General features: G+C 60.1%; 17 protein-coding genes and 1 pseudogene. 12 read left to right on the top strand and 6 right to left on the bottom strand.

What is annotated here, in order from left to right; translation table 11 throughout:
- Positions 1-3 precede the first annotated feature (3 nt).
- Genes paaA through paaE form a run of 5 tightly spaced genes read left to right on the top strand, consistent with a single transcriptional unit; the run spans position 4 to position 3686 of the window.
- Complete coding sequence (gene paaA, locus BUA38_RS11770; protein WP_072818073.1) at positions 4-1005, top strand: 1,2-phenylacetyl-CoA epoxidase subunit PaaA; 1002 nt, start codon at positions 4-6, stop codon at positions 1003-1005.
- Positions 1006-1025: 20 nt separating this feature from the next.
- Positions 1026-1313 (top strand): 1,2-phenylacetyl-CoA epoxidase subunit PaaB, encoded by a 288-nt coding sequence (paaB, locus tag BUA38_RS11765; protein WP_072818072.1) that lies wholly within the window; start codon positions 1026-1028, stop codon positions 1311-1313.
- A gap of 11 nt (positions 1314-1324) precedes the next feature.
- On the top strand, positions 1325-2101 hold the full coding sequence (gene paaC, locus BUA38_RS11760) for a 1,2-phenylacetyl-CoA epoxidase subunit PaaC (RefSeq protein ID WP_072818071.1): 777 nt from the start codon (positions 1325-1327) through the stop codon (positions 2099-2101).
- Positions 2095-2598 carry a 1,2-phenylacetyl-CoA epoxidase subunit PaaD gene (paaD, locus tag BUA38_RS11755; protein WP_072818070.1) on the top strand — a complete coding sequence of 168 codons (504 nt, stop codon included), beginning with the start codon at positions 2095-2097 and terminating at the stop codon, positions 2596-2598. The genes paaC and paaD overlap by 7 nt, the downstream gene beginning before the upstream one ends.
- 8 nt (positions 2599-2606) lie before the next feature.
- Entirely contained in the window at positions 2607-3686 is a 1080-nt protein-coding gene (gene paaE, locus BUA38_RS11750) for a 1,2-phenylacetyl-CoA epoxidase subunit PaaE (protein ID WP_072826052.1), read from the top strand.
- A gap of 68 nt (positions 3687-3754) precedes the next feature.
- Here the strand turns inward: paaE and BUA38_RS11745 are convergent.
- The 6 genes and pseudogenes from BUA38_RS11745 to paaG form a co-directional block, all read right to left on the bottom strand.
- A pseudogene (locus BUA38_RS11745) lies at positions 3755-4066 on the bottom strand (EthD family reductase).
- A 19-nt stretch (positions 4067-4085) separates the two neighbouring features.
- A complete protein-coding gene (gene paaZ, locus BUA38_RS11740) occupies positions 4086-6119 on the bottom strand; it encodes a phenylacetic acid degradation bifunctional protein PaaZ (protein WP_072826051.1) in 2034 nt (677 codons plus the stop codon).
- Positions 6120-6154: 35 nt separating this feature from the next.
- The gene (locus BUA38_RS11735; protein ID WP_072818069.1) at positions 6155-6790 is read right to left on the bottom strand and encodes a TetR/AcrR family transcriptional regulator; all 636 of its coding nucleotides are present in this window, start codon (positions 6788-6790) and stop codon (positions 6155-6157) included.
- A gap of 8 nt (positions 6791-6798) precedes the next feature.
- A complete protein-coding gene (gene paaK / locus BUA38_RS11730) occupies positions 6799-8130 on the bottom strand; it encodes a phenylacetate--CoA ligase PaaK (protein WP_072826050.1) in 1332 nt (443 codons plus the stop codon).
- A gap of 25 nt (positions 8131-8155) precedes the next feature.
- On the bottom strand, positions 8156-8611 hold the full coding sequence (paaI, locus tag BUA38_RS11725) for a hydroxyphenylacetyl-CoA thioesterase PaaI (protein WP_072818068.1): 456 nt from the start codon (positions 8609-8611) through the stop codon (positions 8156-8158).
- Positions 8611-9444 (bottom strand): 2-(1,2-epoxy-1,2-dihydrophenyl)acetyl-CoA isomerase PaaG, encoded by an 834-nt coding sequence (paaG, locus tag BUA38_RS11720; protein ID WP_072818067.1) that lies wholly within the window; start codon positions 9442-9444, stop codon positions 8611-8613. Before paaG ends, paaI begins: the two co-directional genes overlap by 1 nt.
- Positions 9445-9616: 172 nt before the next feature.
- On the opposite strand from paaG, the gene BUA38_RS11715 reads away from it, so the two are divergent.
- From BUA38_RS11715 to BUA38_RS11685, 7 genes are all read left to right on the top strand, one after another.
- Positions 9617-10783, top strand: a complete 1167-nt coding sequence (locus tag BUA38_RS11715; RefSeq protein WP_072818066.1) for an ABC transporter substrate-binding protein — start codon at positions 9617-9619, stop codon at positions 10781-10783.
- 32 nt (positions 10784-10815) lie between these two features.
- Complete coding sequence (locus tag BUA38_RS11710) at positions 10816-11688, top strand: branched-chain amino acid ABC transporter permease (protein WP_072818065.1); 873 nt, start codon at positions 10816-10818, stop codon at positions 11686-11688.
- A gap of 3 nt (positions 11689-11691) precedes the next feature.
- Positions 11692-12636: a branched-chain amino acid ABC transporter permease gene (locus BUA38_RS11705; protein ID WP_072818064.1), complete on the top strand. Its 945-nt coding sequence runs from the start codon at positions 11692-11694 to the stop codon at positions 12634-12636.
- Positions 12633-13415 carry an ABC transporter ATP-binding protein gene (locus tag BUA38_RS11700; RefSeq protein WP_072818063.1) on the top strand — a complete coding sequence of 261 codons (783 nt, stop codon included), beginning with the start codon at positions 12633-12635 and terminating at the stop codon, positions 13413-13415. The genes BUA38_RS11705 and BUA38_RS11700 overlap by 4 nt, the downstream gene beginning before the upstream one ends.
- Entirely contained in the window at positions 13408-14112 is a 705-nt protein-coding gene (locus BUA38_RS11695) for an ABC transporter ATP-binding protein (RefSeq protein WP_072818062.1), read from the top strand. The genes BUA38_RS11700 and BUA38_RS11695 overlap by 8 nt, the downstream gene beginning before the upstream one ends.
- 106 nt (positions 14113-14218) lie before the next feature.
- Complete coding sequence (locus BUA38_RS11690) at positions 14219-15175, top strand: helix-turn-helix domain-containing protein (RefSeq protein ID WP_072818061.1); 957 nt, start codon at positions 14219-14221, stop codon at positions 15173-15175.
- Positions 15176-15277: 102 nt separating this feature from the next.
- Complete coding sequence (locus BUA38_RS11685; protein ID WP_244553241.1) at positions 15278-16519, top strand: acyl-CoA dehydrogenase family protein; 1242 nt, start codon at positions 15278-15280, stop codon at positions 16517-16519.
- The last annotated feature ends 10 nt before the right edge of the window (positions 16520-16529 follow it).

Raw genomic sequence — 16529 nt, 5'->3', positions numbered from 1 at the left:
CCGATGTATACGCAAGCGCTTAATGCATCCCAGGCTGAAGATCGTGTCGTCGAGGACGCCGCGAAGGTCGCTGCCTTCGAAAAACGTGTCGCCGCCGAGGAGAAAATCGAAGCCAACGACTGGATGCCAGCCGCGTATCGCAAGACCCTGACACGCCAGATTTCGCAACATGCGCACTCCGAAATCGTCGGCATGCTTCCCGAAGGCAACTGGCTGACCCGCGCGCCGACGCTGCGCCGCAAGGCAGCTTTATTGGCCAAGGTCCAGGATGAATGTGGTCACGGGCTTTATCTCTACGCTGCGGCAGAGACGCTCGGCTCGTCGCGCGAAGAACTCGTCGATCAAATGCTCAGTGGCAAGGCGAAATATTCCTCGATCTTCAACTATCCGACTCTGACCTGGGCGGACATTGGCGCAATCGGATGGCTGGTCGACGGCGCGGCCATCATGAATCAGATTCCGTTGTGCCGCTGCTCGTACGGGCCTTACGCGCGCGCGATGATCCGCGTCTGCAAGGAAGAGTCATTCCATCAACGTCAGGGCTACGAGATCATGGTGACGCTCTCGCGCGGCTCCGTGGAGCAAAAGGCGATGGCGCAGAATGCGCTGGATCGCTGGTGGTGGCCTTGTCTGATGATGTTCGGTCCTCCCGACCAGCAGAGTTCGCATGGCGATCAGTCGACGCGATGGAAAATCAAGCGCTTCTCCAACGATGAGCTTCGCCAGAAGTTTATTGATGCGACCGTTCCGCAGGCGCAATATCTCGGCCTGAAAATTCCCGACGCTGATCTGAAGTGGAACGAGCAGACGCAGCATTGGGACTACGGCGCCATCGACTGGCAGGAATTCAAGGACGTTCTGTCCGGGAACGGTCCCTGCAATCGCGACCGCATGGCGGCGCGCCGCAAGGCTCATGACGATGGCGCGTGGGTGCGCGACGCGGCGGTCGCTTACGCGCAGAAGCAGCGGTCGCGCCGTGCCGCTGCGGCGCAGGCTGCCGAATAGCTGGACATAAAGGAGACCCGATGAGCACTCAAAATATTCAGCTTTGGGAAGTGTTTATCCGCAGCCGCAACGGTCTGGCGCACAAGCATGTCGGTTCGTTGCACGCGACCGATGCGACACTGGCGCTGCAGGCCGCGCGCGACATCTACACACGTCGAGGCGAGGGGCTGTCGATCTGGGTGGTTCCGTCGGATTCCATCGTTGCATCCGATCCGGCTGAAAAGGGCATGATGTTTGAGCCGGCGATGTCGAAGATCTATCGTCATCCGACGTTCTACGACGTTCCGGACGAAGTCGGGCATATGTGATTGGTGAAGCCATGAGCGCCGCATCGATTTCCGTCAAAGAAAGTCCGTTGGTGCTTTACGCGCTGCGCCGCGCGGACGACGCGTTGATCCTCGGCCATCGGCTTTCGGAATGGTGCGGCCACGCGCCGATGATGGAAGAAGATATGGCGCTCGCGAATATCGGGCTCGATCTGATCGGCCAGGCGCGAGAGCTTTATACGTATGCCGCGAAGGTTGAGGGCGCAGATAACGACGAGGATAAATTCGCCTACCTGCGTGACGTGCGGCAGTATCGCAATCTGCTGCTGGTCGAGCAGCCGAACGGCGATTTCGCGCGGACCATTGTTCGGCAATTTCTCTACTCGGCGTTCGCCGATCTCTATTGGTGCGCGATGACGGCATCCAAGGACAAGACGATCGCGTCTATTGCCTCAAAATCCGAGAAAGAAAGCGCGTATCATCTGCGGCATTCGTCGGAATGGGTGATCCGTCTCGGCGATGGCACCGAAGAGAGCCATCACCGAGCGCAAGCGGCAATCGACGATCTCTGGCCGTTCACGGGCGAGCTGTTTCATAGTGACGAAAGCGACAAGGCATTGATCGCTGACGGCGTGGCGGTCGACCCGGAAAGCCTGCGGGCGGGATGGATGAAAACGGTGTCGAGCGTACTGCATACCGCCACGCTGAAAGGCCCGGCGACCACGTGGATGCAGAAGGGCGGGCGGTCCGGCCATCACAGCGAACATCTCGGACATCTGTTGAGCGAGTTGCAATCGCTGCAGCGAAGCTTTCCGGGCGCGACATGGTAACGGCGCTTGCCAGTCCCTGCGATCTGCGCCGCGCGGCGTGGGACGCGGCTGCGCAAGTTGTCGATCCCGAAATCCCAGTGTTGACCATCGCCGATCTCGGTGTGCTGCGGGATGTGACCGTGAGCGACGGGCGGGTCGAGGTTGCGATTACGCCGACTTATTCGGGCTGCCCGGCGATGAACATGATCGCGCTGGAAATCGAATTGGCGCTGGAGCGCGAAGGCATTCGCAATTTCAGGATCAGAACTGTGTTGTCGCCGGCCTGGACGACGGACTGGATGAGTGATGAAGGACGGCAAAAACTGAAGGATTATGGCATCGCGCCGCCGATTTCGGGCGGTGGCCGCCGCGCTTTGTTTGGCGAACAGCAGGTGGCGTGCCCGCGATGCGGATCGGTTGCGACCGAGGTGATCTCGGAATTCGGCTCGACCTCCTGCAAGGCGCTGTGGCGCTGCACGGCATGCCGTGAGCCGTTCGATTACTTCAAATGCCATTAGGGCGTATGATGTCGCACACACCGAAATTTCACCGGCTGGCCGTCGATGATTTGCACCGCGAGACGTCGGACGCGATTTCGCTGACGTTTGCGATTCCTGACGAGTTGGCGGACGATTATGCGTTTGCACCCGGGCAATATTTGACGCTTCGCACGACGATCGAAGGCGAAGAAGTACGCCGATCCTACTCCATCTGTTCCAGTCCGGACGACCGCGAATTGCGCATCGCCGTGAAGAAGGTCGACGGCGGTGCATTTTCGAGTTGGGCGCTCGATGAGATCAAATCCGGTGACACACTGGATGTGATGACGCCGACCGGCCGCTTCGGTGTCGCGCATGCGCCGGACGAAGCACGCATTCACGTCGGATTCGCGGCCGGCTCGGGTATCACGCCGATCATGTCGATCATTCGCGGTATCCTGGCACGTGAACCGAAGAGCCGTTTCTTTCTGTTCTACGGAAACCGCGCGACGTCGGGTGTCTTGTTCCGCCAGGCGCTGGAGGAGCTGAAGGATCGCTTCATGGGGCGATTCTCGGTGCTCCACGTCCTGTCGCAAGAAGAGCAGGATCTGCCGATCCTTCACGGCAGGCTGGATCGCGAAAAGGCCGCGGTGCTGTTGCGGTCAATGGTGCCTGCGGAGGCCATCGATCACGTATTCATCTGCGGTCCGGTGGCGATGAGCGAGGAAATCGCAGCGACCTGCGCTGAGCTTGGCATTCCCGCGGAGCGCGTTCACGTCGAGCGTTTTGTTTCCGGACTTGGTGGCAAACCGCGTCCGAAAGCGGTCATCGCGCCGAGCGCGCCGCCCAAGGCGATCGCGTCTCTGATTGTCGATGGAAAGCGCAAGGACGTGCCGATTGCGGAAGGCGAGGCGATTCTTGACGCTGCGTTACGTGCCGGCATGGATTTGCCTTACGCCTGCAAGGGCGGCATGTGCAGCACTTGTCGTGCCAAGGTCGTCGAGGGCGTGACCGAGATGGACGTCAACTATTCACTTGAGCCGTGGGAGTTGAAGGCAGGATTCGTCTTGACATGCCAGGCGCATCCGATCTCGGATCGCCTCGTCGTTGATTACGACCAGATATGACCGGCTTCGCCCGCGCATCCGCAGGCGGCCGTGCATGATCAACCCGGAAAGAAATCAGAAACGACCGGTCAGGCGACAATGTCGTTGATCTGAACGCTGGCCTTCGCATTGGTGAAGTTGGCGATATCGGCGAAGATTTCGCGACCATGCGCTTTTCCGGCGCCTTTGAAATCCTCGATTGAACCGAAGGTCAGGAGCGCCATCATCTGGTAGTCTGGCGCGCTTCCGTCGGCTTTCGATGTGCCACGCAGAACCTGCGCGCTTTTCAAGCCATGCGCACTTCAGCGCTCCTTCACCAGCGGGATATGTTTGTTCAGATAATAGTCGATATCGAAAGTGGTTTGCGCGTCGGCGGGATACATTATCGTGACCAAGATCATCATCGTTTCCTTTAAGTACTTACGCCGAGGGCCGGACAGCGTTCATGGTGAGCAGCTCATAGGTTGCCGCGGTTTCGCCCTTGTCGGTCGTGATCTCGACATCCCAGCGTACTTCGCCGTACTGCTTGTTGCGCGGTGACTTCTCTTTGGCGGTCAGCCGCACCTTGATTGCTTCGCCCGGCTGGATCGGCTTCACAAATCTCAGATTGTCGAGCCCGTAGTTGGCCAGCACCGGACCGGGGTCGGGATCGACGAAGAGGCCGGCGGCGAATGATAGCAGCAGATAGCCGTGTGCGACGCGGCCCGGAAAGAACGGGTGACCTTTCGTCGCTTCTTCATCCATATGCGCGTAGAACGTATCGCCGGTGAAGTGCGCGAAATGTTCGATGTCCTCGAGTGTGACCGTGCGCGGTTTGGAAAGGAACGTCTGACCGATGCCGAGGTCTTCGAAATGGTAACGAAATGGGTGTCGGTCCTTCTCGATGACAGGCGCGCCCCTGGTCCAGCTTCCCGTGATGCCGGCGAGCATCGCGGGTGACCCCTGCAGTGCCGTGCGCTGCATGTAGTGACCGAGACTTCTCACGCCGCCGAGTTCCTCGCCGCCACCGGCGCGGCCGGGGCCGCCGTGTGTCATTTGGGGCATTGGCGAGCCGTGTCCGGTCTGCTCCTTGCCGCAGTCCCGATCGATAAAAACAAGGCGTCCGTGGAATGTGCCGATGCCAAAAACCATTTCAGACGCGGTGCGCGGATCGTGCGTGTAGACCGACGCGACAAGACTGCCGCCGCCGCGATTGGCTAGCGTGATGGCCTGGTCCAAACCATCGTATCCCATCACCGTGCAGACCGGCCCGAAGGCCTCGATTTCGTGCACGCCCTTCGCGTTCTTCGGATCGGCGCAATGCAGCAGCAACGGCGGCAGGAAAGCGCCGCGCGCTCTATCCGCACCCTCGATCTGGAAATTATCCGGATCGCCCACGACAATCTGCGCTTCCGTCTTCAGCTTTTCGACGTTGGAGAGAACGTCGCGCCGCTGCTTGAGGCCGACGACCGGCCCCATGCGCACGGTTTCAAGTTCGGGATTGCCGACCTGAACTTTCGCCAGGCGTTCGCGCAATGCCGCTATGAAGGTGTCGACGTGCGCTGAAGGCGCGAGTGCGCGGCGAATCGCCGTGCATTTCTGGCCCGCCTTCACCGTCATTTCCTTGGCGACCTCCTTGATGAACAAATCGAATTCCGGCGTTCCCGGCTTCGCATCGGGCGCCAGGATGGCGGCATTGAGCGAATCGCGCTCGGCGACAAACCGGACAGCCTCCCTGGCGATGACAGGATGACGTTGCAGCATCTCGGAAGTGGCGGCCGAGCCCGTGAACGAAACGACATCCTGGCACGTGAGATGATCGAACAGGTCGTCCGTCGTGCCAACAATAAACTGGAATGCTCCCTCCGGCAGAATGTTTGATTCCGCGATCATGCGCGCCAGGGCGTGCGCGACATAAGATGTGACAGTCGCGGGCTTGGTGACGACCGGAACGCCCGCGAGCAGCGCGGGCGCAAGTTTTTCCAGCATGCCCCAGCAGGGAAAATTGAACGCATTGATGTGTAGGGCGACCCCCTGCAGCGACGTCAAAATGTGCTGTCCGGCGAAGGTGCCGCCCTTTGCCAGCGATTCAACTGTACCGTCCAGCATGAAGGCCGAATTCGGCAGTTCGCGTCTGCCTTTGCTGGCATACACGAACAGCGTTCCGATTCCACCGTCGACATCGATCAGGTTGTCGGTTCGCGTCGCGCCGGTCTGGAATGACAGCTTGTAGAGCTGGTCTTTTCGTTCGGTGAGATATTGAGCGAGCTTCTTCAGCATGTCCGCGCGCTGGTGGAAGGTCATGCGGCGTAGATTCTTGCCGCCGACATTGCGCGCATGGGCCAATGTCTCGCGCATGTCGATTCCGCCGCTGGTGGCGTGCGCGACGACATCGCCGGTAACGGCGCTGCGGACCTCGATCGAATCTCGGCCCGGAGATATCCATTGCCCGCTAACGAAGCTGTCCAGTTTCATGACGTCACTTTTGGGTTGCGTGCCTTGAGGCACTGTTACACGACTGCTGTGGCGCGCTTCGATATCTTTGGAGTTTGCGCAAGGACGTTGCGCGTTCCGTCGACGACAAGTCTTGTGACGAGATCAGCGTAGTCCGCGCGAGTGACGGATCCGGTGCTCTTGAACCAGAGGTAATGCCAGTTGACCATACCGAACAGGGACATCGTGACTGGCTTGAGCATCCGCGTATCTTTGAGATGCGGGGCAACGCCAACAACTGCGTTCGAGAACGTCTCGACGATCTGGCGTTCCATGCCCTTCAACTCGGCCTGACGCTTTGGCGGCAGAAACCTCATGCTGCTGATCTGCACATTGTGCTGCGAATCCGCATCGCGATAGGATTCGAGGAGCGCGCCGACGAGTTCGCGCAATTTCTCTTCCGGCGGAAGCTTCACCTGATTGGCTTCCTCGACGACATCGAGCAATTCCCTGAGATGGAAACGGATGACGTCGAACAGCAGGCCTTCCTTGTCCTTGTAGTAATGATACAGGTTTGCTTTCGAGACGCCGCAGGCCGCGGCGATCCTGCTCATCGACGCACGGTCGTAGCCGTATTCGGAAAAAAGTTCGGCGGAGCGATTGAGGATCGCCTGACGCTTTTCGTCATAATCGCTGGCGCGGGTACGGGCCATATCGAAGGTTATTCCTTTGGTCGTCGGTCGATGACGCGCTTGGCTTTGCCGACCGAACGCTCGATGGTTCCGGGATCAAGCACGGTGACTGCAGCCGAAATTCCGATCGTGTCCTTGACGGATTTTGTCAGTTCCGCAGTCGCGGCCTCGCGTGCCGGATGGCTGGCGTCTGGCAGCGCCTCGACCTGGATTTCCATATTGTCCATCCGGCCGTCGCGTGTCAGCACGAGCTGGTAGTGGACGGACAGGGCGGGGATCGCCAGTAATTTTTCCTCGATCTGAGTCGGAAACACGTTCACGCCGCGTACGATCATCATGTCGTCGGTGCGGCCGGTGACCTTTTCCATCCGCCGCATCGAACGTGCCGTGCCGGGCAGGAGCCGCGTGAGGTCTCGGGTGCGATAGCGAATGACCGGCATGGCTTCCTTGGTCAACGACGTGAAGACCAGTTCGCCCTTCTCGCCATCGGGGAGCACCTTTCCGGAAACCGGATCGATCACTTCCGGATAGAAGTGATCTTCCCAGATATGAAGACCATCTTTGGTCTCCACGCATTCGTTGGCGACCCCCGGCCCGATGACTTCAGAGAGACCGTAGATGTCCACCGCATGGATATCGAAAGCTTCCTCGATCTCCTCGCGCATGGCATTGGTCCAGGGCTCCGCGCCGAAGATGCCGATCTGCAGCGACGACTTGCGCGGGTCGATACCTTGTTTGCGGAATTCATCGAGGATCGCCAGCATATAAGAAGGCGTGACCATGATGATTTCCGGTTTGAAATCGGTGATGAGTTGAACCTGGCGCTCGGTCATTCCGCCGGAGATCGGAATGACGGTGCAGCCCAACCGCTCGGCGCCGTAGTGCGCGCCGAGCCCGCCGGTGAACAGGCCATAGCCGTACGCGACATGAACCTTCATACCGGCACGGCCGCCTGCGGCGCGAATTGAGCGGGCTACGACATCGCTCCATGTCTCGATATCGCGCTTTGTATAGCCGACGACGGTCGGCTTGCCTGTGGTGCCGGACGATGCATGGATTCGTGCGATTTGGGATTGGGGTACGGCAAACATCCCGAAAGGATAGTTCTCCCGCAGGTCGGCCTTGGTGGTGAAAGGAAATTTCGCGAGATCATCAAGGGTTTTGAAGTCGTCGGGACGTACACCGGCGCTGTCGAATTTGGCGCGGTAGTGAGGCGCATTGTCATAAGCGTGGCGCAACGACCACGACAGCCGTTCGGCCTGCAGCCTGCGGATGTCGCCTTCCGAGGCGACCTCGATTGGATCAAGCTCGGCCCTTTCTGGAGCGAGCGTCCGAAGTTTGCGCATCGGAATTTGCAACAGGGTTTCCTCCCGAACTGGCGATTTTTTATCCGTTCTTGCCGAGCAGATTGCCCGCGACGGTTCGCGAGTGTCCGCGAAATTCAGCCACGACATTGTTTCGGCTGTCGCGAACCGTCACGTCGTAGATGCCGCCGCGGCCTGCGCGGGTTCGCTCGACGGCATGGGCGGTCAGGACTTCGCCTTGCCGCACGGGTTCAATAAACGTCACCGCGCATTGTTGAGCGACGGTGGATTGATCGTAAGTGTTGCATGCAAACGCGAAAGCCGAATCCGCCAGGGTGAAAATGAACCCGCCATGGCAAATGCCGTGGCCGTTCGTCATGTCCGGCCGGACCAGCATTGACATGACGGCCTCACCCGGGGCTATCAGCTGGATTTCCATTCCGAGCCCCTGGCTCGCACGATCTTCCGTCCACATCGTCTTCGCGCAGGCCTCAGCGAGCGCCTGCGGGTTCAGGTCCTTGAGTGGTCGCACGTCCATCATCGTCTCCCGACGAAACGTGGCGGCCTTTTCTCGGCGAAGGCCGCCACACCTTCCTTGAAATCAGCCGTGCGGCCCGCCTGGCCCTGAAGATCGCGTTCGAGGTCGAGTTGCTGGTCAAGCGTGTTGGTCTGCGACGCATCGAGTGCTTGCTTGATCAGCGCAAGACCGCCGGTGGGCTGTGATGAAAAATGCGCCGCCAGACGGTGCGCCTCGTTCATCAGTTCGGTGTCGTCGATTACCCTCCAGATCATCCCCCAGGCTTCCGCTTGTTCCGCCGCGACGGGCTCCGCCAGCAAAGCCAGTGCGCGCGCGCGGGCACTTCCGGCCAGCCGCGGCAGAAACCATGTGCCCCCGGAGTCTGGAACGAGGCCGAGTTTGGCAAATGCCTGAATGAACTTGGCGGAACGAGCTGCGAGCACGATGTCGCAGCCGAATGCAACGTTGGCGCCCGCGCCGGCCGCCGTGCCGTTGACGGCACAAATAACCGGCATCGGCAAATCCCGGAGCTTACGCACCAGCGGATTGTAAAGACGATCAAGCGTGATCGAGAGATCGGGAGTGGCGCCGGATGTGTAGATCTCGTCCGACAAATCCTCCCCGGCGCAAAATCCGCGGCCTGCGCCGGTCAGAATCAGTGCCCGGCAGGTCTTGTCGGCCTCCGCCGCCACGAGCGCGGACATGAGAGCTGCGTGCATGCTCGCGTTGAATGAGTTCAGCCGGTTTGGCCGATTGAGCGTGAGGACGCGATAACCTTCGCGGAGCTCAACCAGAACCAGTTTCTCTGAAGCTGGGGTTTTCTCTGACTCCAACGCGTCCTCCCGGTTTGGCATGCTGCGGTTCGTCGCGGCTTTTGACCAATAATACTATTGACCAACCGTCCGGTCAATTATATTGCAGAGAGAAAGCAGCGGCTCAGTTAGGGCGAACGGCCTTAATTCGACGACCGGATCGTATCGAGCCGCTCACAAGAAAAAAATCAGCCAAAAACAGGAGGAGGAAACAATGAGTGGACATTCCGCGACCAGGCTTCTGTTTGCAGTCGGCGCGCTAGGGTTGTCCCTGAACGCTCCGGTGCTCGCGCAAGATGTCGTCAAGATCGGGTCGGTGCTGTCAATCACGGGCCCGGCTTCATTCCTCGGCGAACCGGAAGACAAGACGCTGCGGATGTATGTCGACAAGATCAACACGGCAGGCGGTGTCGCAGGCAAGAAGATCGAACTCGTCGTTTACGACGACGGCGGCGACGCCAACAAGGCGCGGACCTTTGCAACCCGCTTGATCGAAGACGACAAGGTCTTTGCGATCGTGGGCGGATCGACGACCGGCACGAGCATGGCGATGATCCCAGTTTTCGAGGAGGCGCAAGTGCCGTTCATCTCGCTTGCGGGCGGCATCGAAGTCGTCGACCCCGTTCGCAAATACGTGTTCAAGACGCCGCATACCGACAAGATGGCTTGCGAAAAGATCTTCGAAAGTTTCAAAGCATCCAAGTTCACGAAGATTGCATTGATCTCGGGCACCGACGGTTTCGGCGCATCGATGCGCGCGCAGTGCATCAAGGTGGCGCCTGCTTACGGGGTTACGATCGTCGCCGACGAAACTTACGGCCCACGCGATAGCGACGTGACGGCGCAACTCACCAAGATCAAAGGCGTCTCAGCCGTTCAGGCCATCGTCAATCCAGGCTTCGGCCAGGGGCCGGCGATCGTCACGCGCAACTATGCGCAGCTCGGAATGACTGCAACGCCGCTTTACCAGAGCCATGGCGTCGCCTCGAAGAGCTTCATTGAACTGGCGGGTGCTGCCGCCGAAGGCGTGCGTTTGCCGTCTCCCGCGTTGCTTGTCGGCGACAAATTGCCGGACAACGATCCGCAGAAGAAGGTCGTCGTCGACTATAAGAAAGCCTACGAGGACAGCGCAAAGCAGCCAGTCTCGACTTTCGGCGGCTATGCGTATGACGGCCTTTCCATCCTGGTCGGGGCGATGAAGCGCGCAAACTCGACGGATCCCAGGAAAGTCCGCGACGAGATCGAGAAGACCGCGGGTTATGCGGGCACCACCGGAATCGTCAACATGTCGCCCACCGACCATTTGGGACTCGATCTCTCGGCCTTCCGCATGCTTGAGATCAAGGGCGGCGATTGGAACCTGGTTCCGTCCGGGAGCTAGCTCGCGATAACGGCGAGGGACCGTGCCGCCACATGTCCGAATTGATCCAGTTTCTGATTTCCGGACTGACGGTAGGCGCCGTCTATGCCCTCGTCGCGCTCGGGTTCACGCTGATCTACAACGCATCGGACGTTGTTAATTTTGCGCAAGGTGAGTTCGTCATGCTGGGAGGCATGGTGACGGTGTTTGCCTCCGCCGCAGGATTTTCGCTGCCGGTCGCTGCATTGATCGCTGTCGGCGTCACGATTGCGGTAGGGCTGATGCTCTATTGGCTTGCGATCCAGCCGGCCCGCGGCGCGTCCGCCATTACGCTCATCATCATCACCATCGGGGCTTCGATTTTTCTGCGCGGCGCAGCGCAGGTTCTGTTCGACAAGCAGTTTCACAAACTGCCGTCGTTTTCCGGCGATTCACCCGTGAATATCTTCGGCGCATCCCTCCATCGGCAGAGCTTCTGGGTACTTGGCGGGACGGCGCTCATCGTCGTAGCGCTCTATGTCTTCCTTGAATTGACGGTTTTGGGAAAGGCGATGCGTGCCACGGCGGTCAACCGGCTGGCGGCCCGTCTTGTGGGAATCAATACGACGACCGTTATGGCGCTTGCCTATGGCGGGTCTGCGGCCATCGGCGCCGTCGCGGGCATTCTCGTCACTCCCATCACGCTGACCAGCTACGATGTCGGCACTCTGTTGGCGCTGAAAGGATTTGCCGCGGCGATGTTGGGAGGAATCGGCAATCCGCTCGGCGCGGTTGCGGGTGGATTGCTGCTCGGCCTGCTCGAAGCTCTCGGTGCGGGATATATCAGCTCGAACTACAAGGATGGATTTGCCTTCGTCGTCATTCTTGTGGTGCTGTTCGCGCTCCCGCACGGGCTGTTCGGACGGCGCACGGTCGAGAGGGTATAGGCGATGTTGGCCCGGTTCCGCCATCGCTACTGGTCGCTGCTAATATTGGCCGCTGTGATTGCCTTGCTGCCGCTGATCTTTCCGACGAGCTATTACTTGCGGGTCGCTTCGCTGGTTTGGGTATCGGCGTTCGCTGCGATCGGTCTCAATATCCTGATGGGACAGGCAGGTCAGGTCAGCCTCGGCCATGCCGGTTTCTTCGGCATCGGCGCTTATGCCGTCGCCATCGGTCCGGCGCACCTCGGCTTACCGTCCTGGGCGGCTGTAGTAATTGGGGCAGCGATATCCGCGCTGCTTGCCTATCTCGTGGGTCGGCCGATCCTGCGGCTTCGAGGACATTATCTCGCCATTGGCACCCTTGGCTTCGGTGTTCTTGTCGCCCTTGTCATAACGACGGAACGCCAGTGGACCGGCGGTCCCGATGGCATGTCGGTTGCGAAGCTGACGCTGTTCGGCTGGCGCGCCAGCGGTTCGGAAACCTGGTACTGGATCACCGGGGCCGCCCTCGTCGCCGGAACGTGGCTCGCGCTCAATCTGGCCGAAACTCCAACGGGGCGCGCCTTTCGCGCATTACACGATAGCGAGATCGCCGCGCGGGTGGCCGGTGTCGACGTTGCGCGATTCAAGCTGCAGGCCTTTGTCACCGCCGCCGTTTATGCATCGTTGGCGGGATCCATGCTCGCCATGATGAACGGCTTCATCAATCCCGACCAGGCCGGTTTCCTGCATTCGATCGAGCTCGTGACGATGGTCGTTCTCGGCGGGCTTGGCTCGGTTGCAGGGAGCATCATTGGCGCGGCGGTCCTGGTTGCTTTGCCGCAAGTGCTGACCATGTTTCAGGAATACGAACATCTGCTGCTCGGCGCGATTATTATCGTCACGATGATCTTCATGCGTGACGGCATCGTGCCGACATTGTCCCGGCGATTTGCGCGAGTGGGCGGATGACGGTTCTCAGCGCGGCCCATATCGGCATTTCATTCGGCGGCATCAAAGCCATCGATGACGTCGGATTTTCGGTAAGGGAAGGCCAGGTTTTTTCCATCATCGGGCCGAACGGCGCCGGCAAGACGACGCTTTTCAACGTGATCTCCGGTCTTTACCGCACGGATCAGGGTAAGGTGGATCTCGACGGACAGGACGTCACGGGTCTGCCGCCGGACAGGTTGGCGGCGCGAGGACTCTCGCGCACGTTCCAGAACCTCCAGATATTCCAGCGGATGACAGCTGCCGAAAACGTGATGGTCGGCCGTCATCTGCGCGAGCGCTGCAATCTCCTCGCTGATTTGTTCAGACTGCCCTCGGTGACGCGGCAGAATGCGGATACCCGTGAGAGGTCGTTGACGCTGCTGGACGAGGTCGGATTGCGCGCAAGCGCCGACGTTCCAGCCGGGTCGCTGTCTTACGGCGCCTGCAAGCGTCTCGAAATCGCCCGCGCGCTCGCCGCCGAGCCAAAGGTGCTGCTGCTCGACGAGCCGGCGGCAGGGTGCAATTCCGTCGAAACCGAAGAGGTCGACCAACTCATTCGCAAGATCGCAGCGAGCGGTATCGCGGTCGTCCTTGTCGAACACGACATGAAACTCGTCATGAGCATCTCTGACCGCATTCTCGTCTTGAATCGCGGCAGGGTGCTCGTGGAGGGAGCGCCGCAGCAGGTCCGCAACAACCCGGCTGTCCTCGAAGCCTATCTCGGCAAACACGGCGCGCGGGAGGCGGCACGTGCTTGACGTATCGAAGCTCCGCAGCGCGTATGGACGTATCGAGGTGTTGCACGACGTCAGCTTGAATGTCCGGGCAACGGAGGTGGTCGCGCTGATAGGTTCGAACGGCGCGGGCAAGACGACGCTGCTTCGCGCGTTGTCCGGCGTGCAACCGATCACGTCGGGCGAGATCAATTTTTGCGGCGAGCGCATCGACCGTCTTCCATCGCATCGGCGTGTTGCGCGCGGCATGACCCAATCGCCCGAAGGTCGCCAGGTGTTCGGTCCGCTGACGGTGGCGGATAATTTGCGTCTTGGCGCGTATATGCGGCGTGACAAGGACATCGACAACGATCGCGATCACGTCTTTACGATGTTCCCCGTGCTCTACGAAAAACGGAACCATGCCGCGGAAGGCTTGTCGGGAGGACAGCAGCAGATGCTGGCAATCGGTCGCGCCTTGATGGGCAAGCCGAAACTTCTCCTGCTCGACGAGCCCTCGCTTGGATTGTCGCCGACGCTGGTTGATCAAATTCTCGAGGCGATTGCGTCCCTCAAAGCCGACGGCGTGACCATCCTGCTCATAGAGCAGAATGCAAATGCCGCATTGGAAATTTCCGATCGGGGTTACGTGCTCGAGTCGGGCAGAATCGTCCTCGAAGGCAGTGGCAGGGAACTGCTTTCCGATCCAAAGGTGAGGGCTGCATATCTCGGCCTTGATTAGCTCGGTTGCGCCGCCGTAGCCGATTTGACCTCGTCGGACCCTGATGTATGATCCAGCAAGGCCAAACCGTGAAATTTGCACCCGTGAATTTTAGGTAGGTGGTCCTATGGAGTGGTCGACAAAAGCGATCGAGGCGGACCGGCCCTTCGGAAGTTGGGCGGAGGATTTGGCCGACGCTTTCGTTCAGCTCGAGCCGCGGAAAATCACCGAGCAACCTTTCCAGGGAACGATCTCGCGAACTGACGTCGCGGCAATCAAGATTTCTCGCGTTGAAGCGACAAAGCACGTGGTCCTTCGTCTACGCTCGCACATCGCGCGAAGCATAGGCGATGTGTACTTTGTCAATCTCCAACTCGATGGAGTTGGCCGCTACACTCAGCGCGGCCACGAGCAGATCTGCGGCCCCGGTGACCTTGCCGTCGTCGACACGACCGAGCCGTTCGAAATCGAAAATTGCCGGAATTTCAGCTTGTTTTGCTTTGCGGTGCCGCGCCAGCTTTTACCCGGCACTCTCGCAGAGCGACCGCGCTTGAGGCTCTCCGCGACCGAAGCCGGTCGCGCGCTATCCCGGACGCTCGCGGGACATGCAGACCTGTGTCTTCGCTCGGTACCGAACTCGGGAATCTCCGCCTTCGGCGCTCAACATGTCGTTGATCTGATATCCCACGCGCCTGGCATTTTGGAGGAACAACCGCCGGAACGGGCCGGCCGGTCGGTCCTGCTGTCGATGATGCTCGACTACATCGATCGCCACGTGGATGACCCCGATCTGGGCGCGGACATGCTCGCACTGAAATTCCATTGTTCGCAGCGCTACGTGCACAAGCTGTTTTCCACCACGGGCCGCTCGCTCGGAGAACATATCAACGGACAAAGGATCCTCCTTTGCACACGGAACTTGCTGGATCACGCGCGCCAACGCGCAACCGTCGCGGAAATCGCCTTTGAGGCCGGTTTCCGGGACATTTCGCATTTCAACAGGCTATTCAAGCGCAGCACCGGTTTGGCGCCCCGGGAGTTTCGGCGCGCCATGAGTCGAGGGACAACCGACGGTACACGGTAGGCCAAGAAATCGGTTCACTACCGTCCAAGACTTTTTCTTCCCGGAAAGCTAGTCCTCGATTGAACGCGGCGGGAGGCTGCCGAAGATCGAGGAAGCTTCACGGTGATTGATTTCACGCTCACGGCGCAACAGCGCGATCTGCAGCTGACTTGCCGAAAATTCGCGAAAGAGGTGCTCAACGAGGCCAGGGCGGCCGAGTTGTTGCCGACGCCGGAAGAGCGCTTCCGTGCGACCAGACCGACCTACGAAGCGATGGTGGCAGCCGGTTATTTGCGGAAATGTATCCCGGCGCCTGCGGGCGGTGACAATGCCGGCATGATCGATATGGCGATCCTGGCAGAAGAATTCTACAGCGTGAACCCCAGCGTAACGCTCACGATGCTCGGCACGGTGCTCGGCCTCTTGCCGATTCTGCTCGGCGGCACTCCGGACCAGTGCATGCGCCTGCTCGAACCGTTTTTGAAGACGCGCGGCGCGCCGCTTGCCGGCTTCTGTTTCAGCGAACCTGGCGGCAGTGCCAATGCGGCCTCCCCTCCACCGGGCGAGGGCGTTCGTACGACGGCCAAACGAGAGGGCGACAACTGGATCGTCAACGGACGCAAGAAATGGGTGTCCTCGGCCACGGGGTGGAACCGCGAAGGCGCCGATGTTCTCTGCATCGTTTGCCGAACCGACTCAGAGGCGCCGCCCGATGCCGCGATCTCCATCGTTGCGGTGGAAGGACCGGTGGCGGGTCTTGTGTTCGAACGCGCGATCGACACGATCGGGCATCGCGCGCATCTCGTGCCGCAGTTCAGCCTGAAGAATGTCGCGACACCGCATCGCAACCTGCTCGGCCAGGAGGGTGCGGGGCTTGCGCTGACGGCCGGAGCGTTCACGGCAACTGCCGCGCTCGTCGGTGTCTTCGGCGTCGCCTTGATGCGTGCCGCGTTCGAGTTTGCGCTTCATTTTGCCCGCACCGAAAAGCGCGGTGGCGTTCACGCGATCATCGAGCATCAGGCGGTCGGATACGCGTTGGCGGATGCAAAGACCACGATCGAAGCGGCGCGCTATCTCAACTGGCGCGCCTGCCACGCGCTCGACACTCAGTCGCCGTCAGCTGAAGAGCTCGCAGTCGAGGCCAAGATTTTCGGTTCCGAGGCCGCTGTGCGCGTGATTACAGATCTCATGCGCGTGGTTGGTATCGAGAGCTATGATCACGAGGCGCCACTTGGTCGCCTGCTGCAGGATGCACTCGCGCTGCCGATCTTCGATGGCGGCAATATGAGCATCCGACGGCGGCAGCTGCACGCGATGCTCATGCGAAGCGACTACGACCCGCTTGCTGCGAGCGGAGCGGCATAGCGCTGCCGGC

The sequence above is a fragment of the Bradyrhizobium erythrophlei genome, from assembly GCF_900142985.1.
GTDB classification, from domain to species: Bacteria; Pseudomonadota; Alphaproteobacteria; order Rhizobiales; family Xanthobacteraceae; genus Bradyrhizobium; species Bradyrhizobium erythrophlei_B.
Note: the sequence above shows the minus strand (reverse complement) of the source record. Positions and strands in the feature narration are given on the sequence as shown.

Coding starts and splice junctions, on each gene's coding strand:
- paaA (WP_072818073.1), top strand. CDS start 4: ATGTATACGCAAGCGCTTAATGCATCCCAGGCTGAAGATCGTGTCGTC.
- paaB (WP_072818072.1), top strand. CDS start 1,026: ATGAGCACTCAAAATATTCAGCTTTGGGAAGTGTTTATCCGCAGCCGC.
- paaC (WP_072818071.1), top strand. CDS start 1,325: ATGAGCGCCGCATCGATTTCCGTCAAAGAAAGTCCGTTGGTGCTTTAC.
- paaD (WP_072818070.1), top strand. CDS start 2,095: ATGGTAACGGCGCTTGCCAGTCCCTGCGATCTGCGCCGCGCGGCGTGG.
- paaE (WP_072826052.1), top strand. CDS start 2,607: ATGTCGCACACACCGAAATTTCACCGGCTGGCCGTCGATGATTTGCAC.
- paaZ (WP_072826051.1), bottom strand. CDS start 6,119: ATGAAACTGGACAGCTTCGTTAGCGGGCAATGGATATCTCCGGGCCGA.
- BUA38_RS11735 (WP_072818069.1), bottom strand. CDS start 6,790: ATGGCCCGTACCCGCGCCAGCGATTATGACGAAAAGCGTCAGGCGATC.
- paaI (WP_072818068.1), bottom strand. CDS start 8,611: ATGGACGTGCGACCACTCAAGGACCTGAACCCGCAGGCGCTCGCTGAG.
- paaG (WP_072818067.1), bottom strand. CDS start 9,444: ATGCCAAACCGGGAGGACGCGTTGGAGTCAGAGAAAACCCCAGCTTCA.
- BUA38_RS11715 (WP_072818066.1), top strand. CDS start 9,617: ATGAGTGGACATTCCGCGACCAGGCTTCTGTTTGCAGTCGGCGCGCTA.
- BUA38_RS11710 (WP_072818065.1), top strand. CDS start 10,816: ATGTCCGAATTGATCCAGTTTCTGATTTCCGGACTGACGGTAGGCGCC.
- BUA38_RS11705 (WP_072818064.1), top strand. CDS start 11,692: ATGTTGGCCCGGTTCCGCCATCGCTACTGGTCGCTGCTAATATTGGCC.
- BUA38_RS11700 (WP_072818063.1), top strand. CDS start 12,633: ATGACGGTTCTCAGCGCGGCCCATATCGGCATTTCATTCGGCGGCATC.
- BUA38_RS11690 (WP_072818061.1), top strand. CDS start 14,219: ATGGAGTGGTCGACAAAAGCGATCGAGGCGGACCGGCCCTTCGGAAGT.